The sequence below is a fragment of the Flavobacterium pygoscelis genome, from assembly GCF_023162025.1.
GTDB lineage: Bacteria > Bacteroidota > Bacteroidia > Flavobacteriales > Flavobacteriaceae > Flavobacterium > Flavobacterium pygoscelis.
Genome location: NZ_JALNUB010000004.1, coordinates 355,830 through 370,830, shown reverse-complemented (window position 1 = coordinate 370,830; position 15,001 = coordinate 355,830). Strand labels below are relative to the sequence as shown.

Sequence of the window (15,001 nt, the reverse complement as noted above, 5' to 3'; positions counted from 1 at the left end):
TTTTTTATTAATTGAGGTAAATTATTTTTCTGGATTGTTTAATTTACTATTTTTCTTGCTGTATAAAAAATAAATTACAACACCAAGTACCATCCAAATTGCTAATCTTTCCCAACTTTCAATAGGTAAGCCAGCCATTAATACTAAACAGATTAGTACACCTATAATAGGGAACAATGGTACAAATGGTACGCGGAAACCTCGTACTGCATCTGGATTGGATTTTCTCATAACAATTACTCCAATACAAACAAGTGAGAAAGCGAACAATGTACCAATACTTACCATGTGTCCAAGGTCTGATACAGGAACAAATCCCGCAAACAAACTCACAAACACCATAAAAAGAAGATTCGTTTTGTAAGGTGTTCTGTTTTTAGTATGTAAAGTGCTGAAAAATTTAGGTAATAAACCATCTACACTCATGCTGTAAAAAACTCTACTTTGTCCCATTAACATCACTAACATTACAGAAGTATATCCTGCAATAATAGCAATCGTAAGTGCAGAATTTAAGAAGGTGTATCCTGTTTTTGCAAATGCAGTAGTAACCGGACTTGCATCACCTTTAAAATTAAGGTAGTTTTCTAAACCAGTTAAAACAAAAGCAAAAAGAACGTATAATATAGTACAAATTATTAATGATCCTAAAATACCAATTGGCATTCCTTTCTGTGGATCTTTTGCTTCTTGTGCAGCAGTAGATACGGCGTCAAAACCAATAAAAGCAAAAAATACAACTCCAGCACCTCTTAAGATACCACTCCATCCATAATGACCAAAATAATCACTACTAAAGAAATTAAGAAATGACATCTTACCAGAACTTAAAAGAGCTTCTCCTTCATTTACAGGTATAAAAGGTGTGTGGTTTGCGCTATTCATAAAGCCCCATCCTAAAGCAATAAATACAATTACCACGGTAACTTTCAAAATAACAAGTATGTTATTTATTAATGCAGATTCTTTTGTACCGCGTATTAGTAAAACAGAAAGTAAACAGATAATTAATATGGAGGGTAAATTAATGATTCCTGGTGTCGTGTCCCAGGGACCATGCAAGATGGATTGCGGTATGTGAATACCATAATTCCCGAGAAATTTATCTACATATTGAGACCAACTGACCGCTACTGTTGCGGCTCCTAAGGCATATTCTAACACTAAATCCCAACCGATTATCCAAGCCACAAATTCACCCATTGTAGCATAAGAGTAGGTGTAAGCACTTCCTGCTACAGGGATCATAGAGGCAAACTCTGCATAACAAAGTCCTGCAAATGCACATCCTACTGCGGCTAATATAAAAGAGAGTGTAACTGCTGGACCGGCATTATCTGCCGCTGCAATACCTGTTAGAGAAAATAATCCCGCACCAATAATAGCACCAACTCCTAGCGCTACAAGTGATTTTGCAGATAGTGTTCTCTTTAATCCTTTTTCATCTTCTGAAGCTTCATTTAGTAAAACCGAAAGCGGTTTCGTTTTCCAAATTGACATATGTTTTTTGGTTTTGTTGTTTTTAGATCTCAAATGTATTGTTTTTTGTAAAAAATAAAAACAATAATTAAAGTTTTCACTGATAAAATATAGTTTTTTACAATTTTTAGCGTTTTTCACTCCATTAATACTAGTTCTTGAATAAGAAAATCTTGTTTAAATTTTTATTTTGAATCTTGTGTTTTAAATTTTGCTTTCAAGTAAGAGTAAGTAATTGTGTTTTTATTTTATATGTTTCAGATGTTTATACAACAAGGTTTTTCTATTTGTAGTAATTTTATTTATAAATTAAATAGGTGAAAAGTGTATTATTTTGAATATTAGTTATATTTTTAAATAAATTAAGGTATCAAATGGCGTTTAAAAATATTCGATCTCATTTTAATTTTTCTAAGGAACAGAGAATAGGAGTTTTATTCTTGTTGTTAATTATAATTTCTTTACAGTTTGTTTATTTTTTCGGTGACTTTTCAATTGTTTTCAAAGAAGAGGCTGGTAAACAAGAGTGGCTTTCCCTGCAAGCAGAATTCGATTCTATACAACGTAATGATAAAAGCCAGAATAATATGGTTTATCTTTTTAATCCAAATTTCATTACAGATTACAAAGGATACAAATTAGGAATGTCGGTTGCAGAAATAGACCGTTTGTTAAATTTTAGAAAAGAAAATAAATTTGTTAACTCGGCACAAGAATTTCAAAAAGTAACACAAATATCAGATTCCTTATTAAAGAAGATAGCACCTTTTTTTAAATTCCCTGATTGGGTAAACAATAAAAAGAAGTTTAAAGAATATGATTCAAATTCTAATCCAGTTTTTGTTAAAAAAGATAAAATAGTTGTCATAGATATAAATCAAGCAACACAAGAGGATTTAATAAAAGTTTATGGGATAGGTGAAGTAATCTCCTCGCGTATTTTGAAACAAAAAGAAATTATAGGTGGCTTTGTTTCTATGGAACAAATGAATGACGTTTGGGGATTATCGCCCGAAGTAATTGAGAAATTAAATCTTCATTTTAAGATTGGTGCACTTCCTGAAATAAAAAAAATAGATATTAATAATGCTTCTTTAAAGGAATTATCAAAGTTCTATTATTTTAGATATCCATTAGCTAAAGAGATTGTTACTTATCGAAGCATGAACGGTGATTTTAAAAATATTGAGGATTTAACAAAAGTTAAGGCTTTTCCTGTTGATAAAGCAAAAATAATTACTTTATATTTGGACTTTAATTAAAAGTCTATAATTGGGTACTACTAAAATCTATAATTAATTGTAAAATCTTCCTTTTGCAACCTGTTCTTTTTAGATTTATACATATCACTCATTTACGACATTTAAAATAATAACGCTTAGATACATTGCTATTGCGATGTGTTTTAGTAAATTTAATTTGTTAAAAAAAAAGATAGAATTTATATGGAATCAATTTATTTCACAGAAGAGCACCAATTGTTTAGAAAAAGTTTGAAAGAATTTTTACAAAAAGAAGTAGTGCCTCATATTGAAAAATGGGAAAAAACAGGTACAATTGAACGATTTATATGGAAAAAGTTTGGTGAAATGGGCTTTTTTGGAATCAGATGTCCTGAAGCTTATGGAGGTTTAAATCTAGATTTGTTCTACACGGTTGTTTTTCTAGAAGAACTTCAAAAAATTAAATCATCAGGTTTTGCTGCTGCAATGTGGGCACATTCATATTTAGCTATGACGCATTTGAATGCTGAAGGGGATGAGAGAATCAAACAAGAATATTTAGTACCTAGTATTGCTGGTGATAAAATAGGAGCTTTGTGTATTAGTGAACCTTTTGGTGGTAGTGATGTAGCAGGAATGCGTACAACTGCAATCAAAGAAGGGGATAAGTATATCATTAACGGATCTAAAACCTTTATTACAAATGGTGTTTATGCAGATTACTATGTAGTGGCTGCTAAAACAGATCCTAGTCAAGGAAATAAAGGAATAAGTATTCTTCTTGTTGATAAAAATACAAAAGGAATTTCTGCAACAAAATTAGACAAGTTGGGTTGGAGAGCTTCAGATACTGCCGAAATTGCATTTGATAATGTCGAAATTCCTGTTGAAAATTTGATGGGAGAAGAAGGTAAAGGTTTCCCATATATTATGCAGCATTTTGCATTAGAACGTTTGATTATGGCTATCAACGGTCATGCTAGAGCAGATTATGCTATAGATTATACTATAGAATATATGTCTCAAAGAGAAGCTTTTGGAAGAACCATTGATAAATTCCAAGCATTAAGACATACAATCGTTGAGCACGCAACAGATGTAGAGCACTGTAAAGTCTTTAACTATGCTGCTGTAGCAAGATTAGATAAAGGCGAATACGTGGTTAAAGAGGCAACCATGGCTAAATTAAAGTCTACTAAAGTAGCAGATGAAACAATTTACAGTTGTTTGCAAATGTTAGGTGGTTACGGTTATATGGAAGAATATCCGTTGGCACGTTTGTTAAGAGACAGTCGTTTAGGTCCAATTGGTGGTGGTACCTCTGAAATTTTAAAAGAAATTTTATCCAAAATGATTATTGATAATAAAAATTATAAACCTGCTGTTGAATAATAAGTATTAAATTTAGACAGGTATTTATTTGTATCAAAAAAGCCAATTTGTCATTGATGAATTGGCTTTTTTTATTGGTTTGATTGTGATAGTAAGGCTTAATTGTTTTATATTTTTAAATTTTCCTTAATTCATGCCTTATAATTGAGAAGTTTGATTACTTTTGCAGACTTAAAGAAAGGGGGTGTCTATATTATGTTAATTATACCAATTAAAGACGGAGAAAATATCGATAGAGCGTTAAAACGTTACAAAAGAAAATTTGATAAAACAGGAACTGTTCGTCAACTAAGAGCGCGTACTGCTTTTATTAAGCCTTCAGTAACCAATAGAATCAAAATTCAAAAAGCGGCTTATATCCAAAATATGAGAGATAACTTAGAGAGTTAATCGATTCCATTAAATAAAATACCGTTAGTCATCAAAAATTTATAACTTTGATGCTAACGGTTTTTTTATGGCTACAAATCAAGATGCATTTCGGGATTATCTACAGTTCGAGAAAAAGTATTCACCTCATACTTTAATGGCTTATTGTGCTGATATTAGTTCTTTTCAGTCTTTTAGCAAAGTTAATTATAATCAAGAAAATATAGATCATGTCGATTACAATGACATACGAAATTGGATTATTTCGTTAGTTGATGAAGGAGTCACCAATGGTTCTGTAAATAGAAAAATGGCTTCTTTAAAAGCTTATTACAAGTTTTTATTGAAGATAAAACAAATTCCGCTTAGTCCGTTAGTCAAACATAAGGCGCTAAAAGTTTCTAAAAATATTCAAATTCCATTTTCTGAAAACGAAGTAGATGCTGTTTTAAATCAAATGCAAAACGGAAGTGGTTTTGAAGAGGTTAGAGATAAATTGATAATTGATTTGTTTTATACAACAGGTATCCGAAGGGCAGAACTAATTCAATTAAAGATTGAAAGTGTTGATCTTTCCAATGCTTTGATTAAGGTGTTAGGAAAACGAAATAAAGAACGTCTAATTCCTATTTTGCCTGTAGTTCTGGGTCAGTTTTCGTTATATTTAAAGGAAAGGATTGGTTTGTCTGTAATTGTAGATGACGATTATTTTTTTCTCAATAAAAAAGGGTTAAAATTGAATGAAACTTTTGTGTATCGATTAATAAATACTTACTTTAGTACTGTATCAGAAAAGGTAAAAAAAAGCCCGCATATACTCAGACATACTTTTGCGACGCATTTACTTAATAATGGTGCAGATTTGAATTCAGTTAAAGAGTTGTTAGGGCATTCTAGCCTTGCTTCTACCCAAGTCTATACACATAATAGTTTAGCGGGGCTTAAAAGTGTGCATAAAGATGCTCACCCTCGTGGACGAAAGTGATTTTGAGAATGATTAATAATTAAAAAAGAAAATTATGAAGGTAAGTGTTCATGCAGTTAACTTTACAGTTGACAAAAAGCTAGTAGATTTTGTTCAAGATAGATTAGATAAACTTGAAAAGTATTATGACAAAGTCGTTTCTGCCGATGTTTTTTTAAAAGTTGAAAACACAAGTGACAAGGAGAATAAGATTGCAGAGATAAAAATTAATGTTCCTGGTGATGATTTTCTGGTAAAAAAACAATGTAAAACATTTGAAGAAGCTATAGAACTTTCCTCAGAATCGTTAGAGAGATTGTTAGTAAAAAGAAAAGAAAAGATAAGTTCTCATATTTAATATAAATTTTTTTAAAAAAATGTTTTGATTCATAGATAAAATCTCTACATTTGCAGTCCGTTAGAAATAGCGGACTTTTTTTATTGATATTGCCAGCGTAGCTCAGTTGGCTAGAGCAGCTGATTTGTAATCAGCAGGTCGTGGGTTCGAGTCCCTCCGCCGGCTCTAAATTTCCAATACGATTGGAAAATGTTCATGGTTTTATTGATAAGAAAAAGGGGAGATACTCAAGCGGCCAACGAGGGCAGACTGTAAATCTGCTGTGTAAACTTCGCAGGTTCGAATCCTGCTCTCCCCACAATCTTTTAAATAACGATTTATCCGAAAGTTTTCTTTGGAGTAAATTTGATTTAAAAGTTTGAGCACCGAAAACTTCGGTGCAGGATCAACGACCTTTTGGGAGTTAATCCGAATAAGAGTGTTTGGAAAGATTTCAATTGGTAAAACAATTGATTGTTTAAAACCATAACATCATTCTCTGCCGACTTAGCTCAGAGGTAGAGTGCTTCCTTGGTAAGGAAGAGGTCACGGGTTCAATTCCCGTAGTTGGCTCAAGTAAGTAAGAAATAAAAATTAATATATAACAAGATTAAAAATTAAGTAAAATGGCAAAAGAAACCTTTAACCGTTCGAAACCACACTTAAATATTGGTACGATCGGACACGTAGATCACGGTAAAACTACTTTAACAGCAGCAATCACAAAAGTATTATCTGATGCTGGTTACTGTCAAGCAAGATCATTTGATCAAATTGATAATGCTCCTGAAGAAAAAGAAAGAGGTATTACAATTAATACATCTCACGTTGAATATGAAACTGCTAATCGTCATTACGCTCACGTTGACTGTCCAGGTCACGCGGATTACGTAAAAAACATGGTTACTGGTGCTGCTCAAATGGATGGTGCTATTCTTGTGGTAGCTGCAACTGATGGACCAATGCCTCAAACTCGTGAGCATATCCTTTTAGGTCGCCAAGTTGGTATTCCTAGAATGGTTGTATTCATGAATAAAGTGGATATGGTTGATGACGCTGAGTTGTTAGAGTTAGTTGAAATGGAAATTAGAGACTTATTGTCTTTCTATGAATATGATGGTGATAACTGTCCAGTAATCCAAGGTTCTGCTTTAGGAGGATTGAATAATGATCCAACTTGGGTACCTAAAATTCTTGAATTGATGGCAGCTGTTGATGCTTGGATCGAAGAGCCAATCAGAGATACTGAAAAGCCTTTCTTGATGCCAGTTGAGGACGTATTTACAATTACTGGTCGTGGAACTGTTGCTACAGGTCGTATCGAAACTGGTATTGCTAATACAGGTGATGCTGTTGAAATCATTGGTATGGGGGCTGAAAAATTAACTTCTACTATTACAGGAGTTGAGATGTTCCGTAAAATCCTTGATAGAGGTGAAGCTGGAGATAACGTAGGTTTATTGTTAAGAGGTGTTGATAAAGAATCTATCAAAAGAGGAATGGTTATCATTAAGCCAGGATCAGTAAAACCACACGCTACTTTCAAAGCTGAGGTTTATATCTTGAAAAAAGAAGAAGGTGGACGTCATACTCCATTCCATAATAACTACCGTCCACAGTTCTACGTACGTACAACTGACGTTACAGGAGTTATTACTCTTCCAGAAGGTGTTGAAATGGTAATGCCAGGAGACAACTTAACTATCAATGTAGCTTTATTAAGCCCAATCGCAATGAGCGTTGGTTTACGTTTCGCTATCCGTGAAGGTGGTAGAACAGTAGGTGCTGGTCAAGTAACTGAAATTGTAGGTTAATCCTAAAAATTATATAAAGCCAGTTAATTTTCTTAACTGAAATCTAACTGGCTTTTAACATACGGGCGTAGTTCAAGGGTAGAATAGCGGTCTCCAAAACCGTTGATGGGGGTTCGAATCCCTCCGCCCGTGCAAAAAACTAATCATAATGACAAAAGTTGTAAATTATATATCGGAAGCATTTGAGGAATTAAAGTCAAATGTAACTTGGCCAGAATGGCCTGAGGTGCAACGTCTAACGATTGTTGTTGCCGTTTTTTCAGTATTATTCGCCTTGGCAACTTGGGGAGTAGATGAAATTTTCGCAAAAGCTTTAGCTGGATTTTTTAACTGGATAAAAGCTTAAATTTTTTTGTTATGGCAGATAATAATGTTAAAAAGTGGTATGTCGTTAGAGCAGTAAGTGGACAAGAAAATAAAGTAAAAGCATATATTGAGACTGAGATCGCAAGATTAGAAATGACTGATTATGTTTCGCAAGTTTTAGTTCCTACTGAGAAAGTGGTTACCGTAAAAGAAGGAAAAAAAATAATCAAAGACAAGGTTTATTTCCCTGGTTATGTTATGATCGAGGCTAATCTTGTTGGAGAAATACCTCATATTATTAAGTCTATAACAAGTGTTATTGGTTTTTTAGGGGAAATTAAGGGTGGTGAGCCTGTTCCTTTGAGAATTTCAGAAGTAAACAGAATGTTAGGTAAGGTAGATGAATTAGCTGTTAATACAGATACTCGTTCTATTCCTTTCAACGTTGGAGAAACTATTAAGGTTGTTGATGGACCTTTTAATGGATTTAACGGAACTGTTGAAAAAATTAATGAAGAGAAGCGTAAATTGGAAGTAATGGTTAAGATTTTCGGAAGAAAAACACCATTGGAGTTGAGTTTTATGCAAGTTGAAAAAGTATAATTTTTTGTTACATCTATAATATCCATTGCAATCGCTTCCAATGATTGCAGTGTTAAATTTTTTAAAAAATGGCTAAAGAAATTAGTAAGGTAGTTAAACTACAAGTTAAGGGAGGTGCTGCGAACCCGTCGCCACCGGTTGGACCTGCTTTAGGAGCTGCTGGTGTGAACATCATGGAGTTCTGTAAGCAATTTAATGCTAGAACACAAGATAAAGCCGGCAAAATATGCCCAGTACAAATTACTGTGTATAAAGACAAATCATTTGATTTTGTTGTAAAAACTCCTCCAGCGGCAGTCCAGTTAATGGAAGCTGCAAAGCTAAAGTCTGGATCTGGTGAGCCAAATCGTAAAAAAGTAGCTAGCGTTACTTGGGATGTTATCAAAGCAATTGCTGAAGATAAAATGGTAGATTTAAATGCATTCACAATCGAATCTGCTATGAGCATGATTGCTGGAACAGCTAGATCTATGGGTATAACTGTATCAGGAGAAGCTCCTTTTTAATTAAGAGAAAGACATGGCAAAATTGACAAAAAAGCAAAAAGAGGCTGCTTCAAAAATTGAAAAGAACAAATTATACTCTCTTAAAGATGCTGCGGCATTAATAAAAGTAGTTGCTTCTGCAAAATTTGATGAGTCTGTTGATATCGCAGTTCGTTTGGGTGTAGATCCAAGAAAAGCGAATCAAATGGTAAGAGGTGTGGTAACATTACCTCACGGAACTGGTAAAGATGTTAAAGTATTGGCATTAGTTACTCCAGATAAGGAAGCGGAAGCTTTGGCTGCTGGAGCTGACTTTGTTGGTCTTGATGACTATTTACAAAAAATTAAAGACGGTTGGACTGATGTTGATGTTATCATCACTATGCCTTCTGTTATGGGTAAATTAGGTCCATTAGGTCGTATTTTGGGACCTAGAGGTTTAATGCCTAACCCTAAAACAGGTACTGTAACTATGGATGTTGCAAAAGCTGTTGCAGAGGTTAAAGCTGGTAAAATCGATTTCAAAGTTGATAAAACTGGTATTGTGCATGCAGGAATTGGGAAAGTTTCTTTTGGGGCTGAACAAATTATTGACAATGCTCACGAAATTATTCAAACATTAATCAAACTTAAACCAACTGCGGCTAAAGGAACTTACATCAAAAGTATTTACCTAACTAGCACGATGAGTCCTGCAATTGCATTGGATCCTAAAGCAGTATAATTGGTAGTTAAAAATTTTTAGTATGACTAGAGAAGAAAAATCAATCGCGATTGAAGATTTAACTGCACAGTTAGCCGGTACAAATATTATTTATGTATCTGATATTTCTGGACTTAATGCAGAGGCTACTTCAAGCTTAAGAAGAGCTTGTTTTAAAGCAGGTATAAAATTAGAGGTTGTTAAGAATACTTTGCTTGCAAAAGCAATGGAAGCTTCTGATAATGATTATGGTGATTTACCTTCAGTATTAACTGGAAGTAGCGCTATCTTTATTTCAGATGTTGCTAACGCACCTGGAAAAATAATCAAAGATTTCCGCAAAAAATCGGCTAAACCTGTATTGAAGGGAGCTTATATTAATGCTGAAGTTTACATTGGAGATGATCAATTAGATGCATTAGCAACTATTAAATCTAAAGAAGAGCTTATCGGCGAAATCATTGGATTATTGCAATCACCAGCTCAAAGAGTTATTTCTGCACTTCAAAACCAATTCGCAAAAGGCGAAGAGGCTTCAGAAGAAGTGGAAGCATAATAAAATAGAGTTCTACTCTAATTTTATTTAAAAAAGCGCACAATAAATAAATTATATTTTTACAAATCATTTTAAAACGATAGAAAAAATGGCAGATTTGAAACAATTCGCAGAACAATTGGTTAACCTTACAGTTAAAGAAGTTAACGAATTAGCAACAATATTAAAAGATGAGTACGGAATCGAACCAGCTGCTGCAGCTGTAGTAGTTTCAGGTGGTGGTGAAGCTGCTGCTGAAGATGTTCAAACTGAGTTTACAGTAGTATTAAAAGCAGCTGGTGCTTCTAAATTAGCTGTTGTGAAATTAGTTAAAGAACTTACAGGTTTAGGTTTGAAAGAAGCTAAAGATGTTGTTGATAGCGCACCAAGTACAGTTAAAGAAGGTGTAACTAAAGAAGAGGCTGAAGGTCTTAAAAAATCTTTAGAAGAAGCTGGAGCTGAGGTTGAACTTAAATAGTTTATCTCTGTTTTAAGAATAAGGTTTAGGTCTTGGATGTTTTTCCAAGGCCTAAACCATTTTTCGTATAATAAAATTATTTTTAAGTTTTATTATAAAATAGCATAAATACAATAGGTTTTTAAATCAATACGATGAAAGAAAATATAGGAAAGAGTCTCTCTTGAATTATTTTTAAAGATGTATCGATTATAAAAAAAAAGTATAGATTGTTTTATAAATTAAACAGTGTTTTGCACAAAAACTACTTTTTTTAATCAAAATTTCTCCATTGATGATTACAAATCAGACTGAAAGATTAAATTTTGCCTCAACAAAAAACATACCTCAATATCCAGATTTTCTAGATGTTCAGGTTAAATCGTTTAAAGATTTTTTTCAATTAGAAACTAAATCTGACGAAAGAGGCGACGAAGGGCTTTACAATACCTTCATGGAAAACTTCCCAATTACTGATACAAGAAACAACTTTGTATTAGAATTCCTTGATTATTTTGTAGATCCACCACGTTACACTATTCAAGAGTGTATAGAAAGAGGTCTTACGTATAGTGTACCTTTAAAAGCAAGGTTAAAACTATATTGTACAGATCCAGAACATGAGGATTTCGAAACAATTGTTCAAGATGTATATCTTGGTACAATTCCTTACATGACGCCGAGTGGTACTTTTGTTATCAATGGTGCTGAACGTGTAGTTGTTTCTCAATTACATAGATCTCCAGGTGTTTTCTTTGGTCAATCATTCCACGCAAATGGAACAAAATTGTATTCTGCTAGGGTAATTCCTTTTAAAGGTTCTTGGATAGAATTTTCTACAGATATAAACAGCGTAATGTATGCTTATATTGACAGAAAGAAAAAATTACCTGTAACTACTTTATTCCGTGCAATTGGTTTTGAAAGAGACAAGGATATCCTTGAAATCTTTGACCTTGCTGAGGAAATTAAAGTATCTAAGACAGGTCTTAAAAAATATATCGGTAGAAAATTAGCGGCTCGTGTATTAAATACATGGCATGAGGATTTCGTAGATGAAGATACTGGTGAGGTTGTTTCTATCGAACGTAACGAAATAATCCTTGATAGAGATACAATTATCGATAAAGATAATGTGGAAGAAATCATTGATTCTAACGTTAAATCTATTTTGTTACATAAAGAAGATGCTAATCAAGGTGATTATGCTATCATTCATAATACGTTACAAAAAGATCCAACAAACTCTGAAAAAGAAGCTGTTGAGCATATTTACAGACAATTGCGTAACGCAGAACCGCCTGATGAAGAAACTGCTCGTGGTATCATAGATAAATTATTCTTTTCTGATCAACGCTATAACTTAGGTGAAGTTGGTCGTTATAGAATTAATAAAAAATTAGGTTTAGATACTCCAATGGAAAAGCAAGTCTTGACCAAAGAAGATATCATAACTATCGTGAAATATTTGATCGAATTGATCAACTCTAAAGCAGAGATTGATGATATTGATCACTTATCAAACCGTCGTGTTAGAACAGTTGGAGAACAATTGTCTCAACAATTCGGTGTTGGTTTAGCGCGTATGGCTAGAACTATTCGTGAGAGAATGAACGTTAGAGATAACGAGGTGTTTACACCAATTGATTTGATTAATGCTAAAACATTATCATCAGTTATCAACTCTTTCTTTGGTACAAACCAGTTGTCACAGTTTATGGATCAAACGAATCCACTTGCTGAGATTACGCACAAGAGAAGATTATCTGCACTAGGACCTGGTGGACTTTCGAGAGAGAGAGCTGGATTTGAGGTACGTGACGTTCACTATACGCATTACGGACGTTTATGTCCAATTGAAACTCCAGAGGGACCAAACATTGGTTTGATTTCATCTCTTGGTGTTTATGCTAAAGTAAACGGAATGGGTTTCATTGAAACACCTTACCGTAAAGTAACTAATGGGGTGGTAGATTTAGAGTCTACTCCAGTTTACTTAAGCGCAGAAGAAGAAGAAGGAATGATGATTGCTCAGGCAAATATCCAAATGGATGCTACTGGTAAAATTACTGCTGAAGACGTAATTGCTCGTCAAGAAGGTGATTTCCCTGTAATTGAACCTACAAGAGTTGATTATACGGATGTAGCTCCAAATCAAATTGCTTCAATATCTGCTTCTTTGATTCCTTTCTTAGAACATGATGATGCGAATAGAGCCTTGATGGGATCTAACATGATGCGTCAGGCCGTACCATTAATTCGTCCTGAAGCTCCTATTGTTGGAACTGGTTTAGAGCGTCAAGTAGCTTCTGATTCTAGAGTATTGATTAATGCTGAAGGAGATGGAGTTATAGAATATGTAGATGCAAACATCATCACTATCAAATACGACCGTACTGAGGAAGAAAGAATGGTTAGTTTTGAATCTGATGAGAAAACATACAATCTAATTAAATTTAGAAAAACCAATCAAGGAACAAGTATCAACCTTAAACCTATCGTAAGAAAAGGGGATAGAGTGGTTCTTGGACAAGTATTATCTGAAGGATATGCTACTCAAAATGGTGAATTGGCTTTAGGTCGTAATTTGAAAGTGGCGTTTATGCCATGGAAAGGATACAACTTTGAGGATGCAATCGTTATTTCTGAGAAAGTAGTTCGTGATGATATTTTCACATCTATTCACGTTGATGATTATTCATTAGAAGTGAGAGATACTAAATTAGGTAACGAAGAATTAACGAACGATATACCGAACGTTTCTGAAGAAGCTACTAAAGATTTAGATGAAAATGGTATGATTAGAATTGGAGCAGAGGTTAAACCTGGCGACATTCTTATCGGAAAAATTACTCCAAAAGGAGAATCAGATCCTACTCCAGAAGAGAAATTGCTTCGTGCAATCTTCGGGGATAAAGCAGGTGATGTAAAAGATGCTTCATTAAAAGCGTCTCCTTCTTTACATGGTGTTGTTTTAGACAAAAAATTGTTCGCAAGAGCAGTTAAAGATAAACGTAAACGTACGCAAGATAAAGATGCTTTAGGAGCACTTGAAATGGAATTCGAAACTAAATTTGTTGAATTAAAAGACAAATTAGTAGAGAAATTGTTCTTGATCGTAAACGGAAAAACATCTCAAGGGGTAATGAATGATTTGGGTGAAGAAGTTTTACCAAAAGGTAAAAAATATACTCAAAAAATGCTTTATGCTGTTGAAGATTTTGCTCACTTAAGTAAAGGTCAATGGGTTGCTGATGATGCAACTAATAAAATGGTTAATGATTTAATTCATAACTATAAAATTAAATTGAACGATTTACAAGGTGCATTACGTAGAGAGAAATTCACAATTACTGTTGGTGATGAGTTGCCTGCTGGAATTTTGAAATTAGCTAAAGTATATATTGCCAAAAAACGTAAGTTGAAAGTTGGGGATAAAATGGCAGGACGTCACGGTAACAAAGGTATTGTTGCTCGTATCGTTCGTCATGAAGACATGCCTTTCTTGGAAGACGGAACGCCAGTTGATATCGTATTGAACCCACTTGGGGTACCTTCACGTATGAACATTGGTCAAATTTATGAAACGGTATTAGGTTGGGCTGGACAAAACTTGGGTAGAAAATTTGCTACACCAATTTTTGATGGAGCAACTTTAGATCAAATTAATGAATTGACTGACGAAGCTGGAATACCACGTTTTGGACATACACACCTTTATGATGGTGGTACTGGAGAACGTTTCCACCAAGCAGCAACAGTTGGAGTTATCTATATGTTGAAACTTGGACACATGGTTGATGATAAGATGCATGCCCGTTCTATCGGACCGTACTCTTTGATTACACAACAACCACTTGGAGGTAAAGCACAATTTGGAGGTCAACGTTTTGGAGAGATGGAGGTTTGGGCACTTGAAGCTTATGGAGCATCAAGTACTTTACGTGAAATCTTGACAGTTAAATCGGATGACGTAATTGGTAGAGCTAAAACTTACGAAGCAATCGTTAAGGGAGAGTCTATGCCAGAACCAGGATTGCCAGAATCATTCAATGTATTGATGCACGAATTAAAAGGTCTTGGACTTGACATTCGTTTAGAAGAATAGATTAAAATTTGTTACGGTAGAGATGCGATTAATCGCATCTCTACTTTGGCATTTATATAAGTTTTTAGGATTTATACCCGTAAACCGTTCCGATTTTTTATAAAAAACATTGTTTTTTATAACTAGCGCTTCAAAACTAGTTTGAAGTTTAGAGAAGTAACTCGAGGTGTTTTAATAGTCTTAAAGTCTAATGTTATAAAGTTTTTAAAGCCCTATGTGACTTTTG

14 protein-coding genes and 4 tRNA genes are annotated in these 15,001 nt (G+C 33.9%); 17 read left to right on the top strand and 1 reads right to left on the bottom strand.

Features of this window, described 5'->3' with window-relative positions; genetic code table 11:
* Positions 1-21: 21 nt before the first annotated feature.
* Positions 22-1,500, bottom strand: a complete 1,479-nt coding sequence (locus MW871_RS08340) for an amino acid permease (protein ID WP_188049603.1) — start codon at positions 1,498-1,500, stop codon at positions 22-24.
* 353 nt (positions 1,501-1,853) lie between these two features.
* Here MW871_RS08340 and MW871_RS08335 point away from each other — a divergent pair, with 353 nt between their 5' ends.
* The 17 genes from MW871_RS08335 (at position 1,854) to rpoB (ending at position 14,775) form a co-directional block, all read left to right on the top strand.
* Positions 1,854-2,741 carry a ComEA family DNA-binding protein gene (locus tag MW871_RS08335; RefSeq protein ID WP_248428219.1) on the top strand — a complete coding sequence of 296 codons (888 nt, stop codon included), beginning with the start codon at positions 1,854-1,856 and terminating at the stop codon, positions 2,739-2,741.
* 183 nt (positions 2,742-2,924) lie between these two features.
* A complete protein-coding gene (locus tag MW871_RS08330) occupies positions 2,925-4,094 on the top strand; it encodes an acyl-CoA dehydrogenase family protein (protein WP_248428218.1) in 1,170 nt (389 codons plus the stop codon).
* A 195-nt stretch (positions 4,095-4,289) separates the two neighbouring features.
* Positions 4,290-4,484: a 30S ribosomal protein S21 gene (gene rpsU, locus MW871_RS08325; RefSeq protein ID WP_035670421.1), complete on the top strand. Its 195-nt coding sequence runs from the start codon at positions 4,290-4,292 to the stop codon at positions 4,482-4,484.
* Between the two features lie 67 nt (positions 4,485-4,551).
* Positions 4,552-5,448: a tyrosine-type recombinase/integrase gene (locus MW871_RS08320; RefSeq protein WP_248428217.1), complete on the top strand. Its 897-nt coding sequence runs from the start codon at positions 4,552-4,554 to the stop codon at positions 5,446-5,448.
* 34 nt (positions 5,449-5,482) lie between these two features.
* The gene (hpf, locus tag MW871_RS08315; protein ID WP_188049607.1) at positions 5,483-5,785 is read left to right on the top strand and encodes a ribosome hibernation-promoting factor, HPF/YfiA family; all 303 of its coding nucleotides are present in this window, start codon (positions 5,483-5,485) and stop codon (positions 5,783-5,785) included.
* A 91-nt stretch (positions 5,786-5,876) separates the two neighbouring features.
* Positions 5,877-5,950, top strand: a tRNA-Thr gene (locus MW871_RS08310).
* A gap of 52 nt (positions 5,951-6,002) precedes the next feature.
* Positions 6,003-6,083, top strand: a tRNA-Tyr gene (locus MW871_RS08305).
* 182 nt (positions 6,084-6,265) lie between these two features.
* Positions 6,266-6,337 (top strand) — tRNA-Thr (locus tag MW871_RS08300).
* Positions 6,338-6,390: 53 nt separating this feature from the next.
* Complete coding sequence (gene tuf, locus MW871_RS08295; RefSeq protein WP_210644253.1) at positions 6,391-7,578, top strand: elongation factor Tu; 1,188 nt, start codon at positions 6,391-6,393, stop codon at positions 7,576-7,578.
* Between the two features lie 61 nt (positions 7,579-7,639).
* Positions 7,640-7,710: transfer RNA gene (locus MW871_RS08290), tRNA-Trp, on the top strand.
* A gap of 16 nt (positions 7,711-7,726) precedes the next feature.
* On the top strand, positions 7,727-7,924 hold the full coding sequence (gene secE / locus MW871_RS08285) for a preprotein translocase subunit SecE (RefSeq protein ID WP_188049609.1): 198 nt from the start codon (positions 7,727-7,729) through the stop codon (positions 7,922-7,924).
* 11 nt (positions 7,925-7,935) lie between these two features.
* A complete protein-coding gene (gene nusG, locus MW871_RS08280; protein WP_188049610.1) occupies positions 7,936-8,487 on the top strand; it encodes a transcription termination/antitermination protein NusG in 552 nt (183 codons plus the stop codon).
* Positions 8,488-8,555: 68 nt separating this feature from the next.
* The gene (rplK, locus tag MW871_RS08275; protein ID WP_121925843.1) at positions 8,556-8,993 is read left to right on the top strand and encodes a 50S ribosomal protein L11; all 438 of its coding nucleotides are present in this window, start codon (positions 8,556-8,558) and stop codon (positions 8,991-8,993) included.
* Positions 8,994-9,006: 13 nt separating this feature from the next.
* Positions 9,007-9,696 carry a 50S ribosomal protein L1 gene (rplA, locus tag MW871_RS08270; RefSeq protein WP_188049611.1) on the top strand — a complete coding sequence of 230 codons (690 nt, stop codon included), beginning with the start codon at positions 9,007-9,009 and terminating at the stop codon, positions 9,694-9,696.
* Between the two features lie 22 nt (positions 9,697-9,718).
* The gene (gene rplJ, locus MW871_RS08265; RefSeq protein ID WP_188049612.1) at positions 9,719-10,231 is read left to right on the top strand and encodes a 50S ribosomal protein L10; all 513 of its coding nucleotides are present in this window, start codon (positions 9,719-9,721) and stop codon (positions 10,229-10,231) included.
* An 88-nt stretch (positions 10,232-10,319) separates the two neighbouring features.
* A complete protein-coding gene (rplL, locus tag MW871_RS08260) occupies positions 10,320-10,688 on the top strand; it encodes a 50S ribosomal protein L7/L12 (RefSeq protein ID WP_188049613.1) in 369 nt (122 codons plus the stop codon).
* A 274-nt stretch (positions 10,689-10,962) separates the two neighbouring features.
* A complete protein-coding gene (gene rpoB / locus MW871_RS08255; RefSeq protein WP_188049614.1) occupies positions 10,963-14,775 on the top strand; it encodes a DNA-directed RNA polymerase subunit beta in 3,813 nt (1,270 codons plus the stop codon).
* The last annotated feature ends 226 nt before the right edge of the window (positions 14,776-15,001 follow it).

What these genes read in the sequence shown, in the direction of transcription:
- MW871_RS08340 (WP_188049603.1), bottom strand. Translation starts at nt 1,500, where the DNA reads ATGTCAATTTGGAAAACGAAACCGCTTTCGGTTTTACTAAATGAAGCT.
- MW871_RS08335 (WP_248428219.1), top strand. Translation starts at nt 1,854, where the DNA reads ATGGCGTTTAAAAATATTCGATCTCATTTTAATTTTTCTAAGGAACAG.
- MW871_RS08330 (WP_248428218.1), top strand. Translation starts at nt 2,925, where the DNA reads ATGGAATCAATTTATTTCACAGAAGAGCACCAATTGTTTAGAAAAAGT.
- rpsU (WP_035670421.1), top strand. Translation starts at nt 4,290, where the DNA reads ATGTTAATTATACCAATTAAAGACGGAGAAAATATCGATAGAGCGTTA.
- MW871_RS08320 (WP_248428217.1), top strand. Translation starts at nt 4,552, where the DNA reads ATGGCTACAAATCAAGATGCATTTCGGGATTATCTACAGTTCGAGAAA.
- hpf (WP_188049607.1), top strand. Translation starts at nt 5,483, where the DNA reads ATGAAGGTAAGTGTTCATGCAGTTAACTTTACAGTTGACAAAAAGCTA.
- tuf (WP_210644253.1), top strand. Translation starts at nt 6,391, where the DNA reads ATGGCAAAAGAAACCTTTAACCGTTCGAAACCACACTTAAATATTGGT.
- secE (WP_188049609.1), top strand. Translation starts at nt 7,727, where the DNA reads ATGACAAAAGTTGTAAATTATATATCGGAAGCATTTGAGGAATTAAAG.
- nusG (WP_188049610.1), top strand. Translation starts at nt 7,936, where the DNA reads ATGGCAGATAATAATGTTAAAAAGTGGTATGTCGTTAGAGCAGTAAGT.
- rplK (WP_121925843.1), top strand. Translation starts at nt 8,556, where the DNA reads ATGGCTAAAGAAATTAGTAAGGTAGTTAAACTACAAGTTAAGGGAGGT.
- rplA (WP_188049611.1), top strand. Translation starts at nt 9,007, where the DNA reads ATGGCAAAATTGACAAAAAAGCAAAAAGAGGCTGCTTCAAAAATTGAA.
- rplJ (WP_188049612.1), top strand. Translation starts at nt 9,719, where the DNA reads ATGACTAGAGAAGAAAAATCAATCGCGATTGAAGATTTAACTGCACAG.
- rplL (WP_188049613.1), top strand. Translation starts at nt 10,320, where the DNA reads ATGGCAGATTTGAAACAATTCGCAGAACAATTGGTTAACCTTACAGTT.
- rpoB (WP_188049614.1), top strand. Translation starts at nt 10,963, where the DNA reads ATGATTACAAATCAGACTGAAAGATTAAATTTTGCCTCAACAAAAAAC.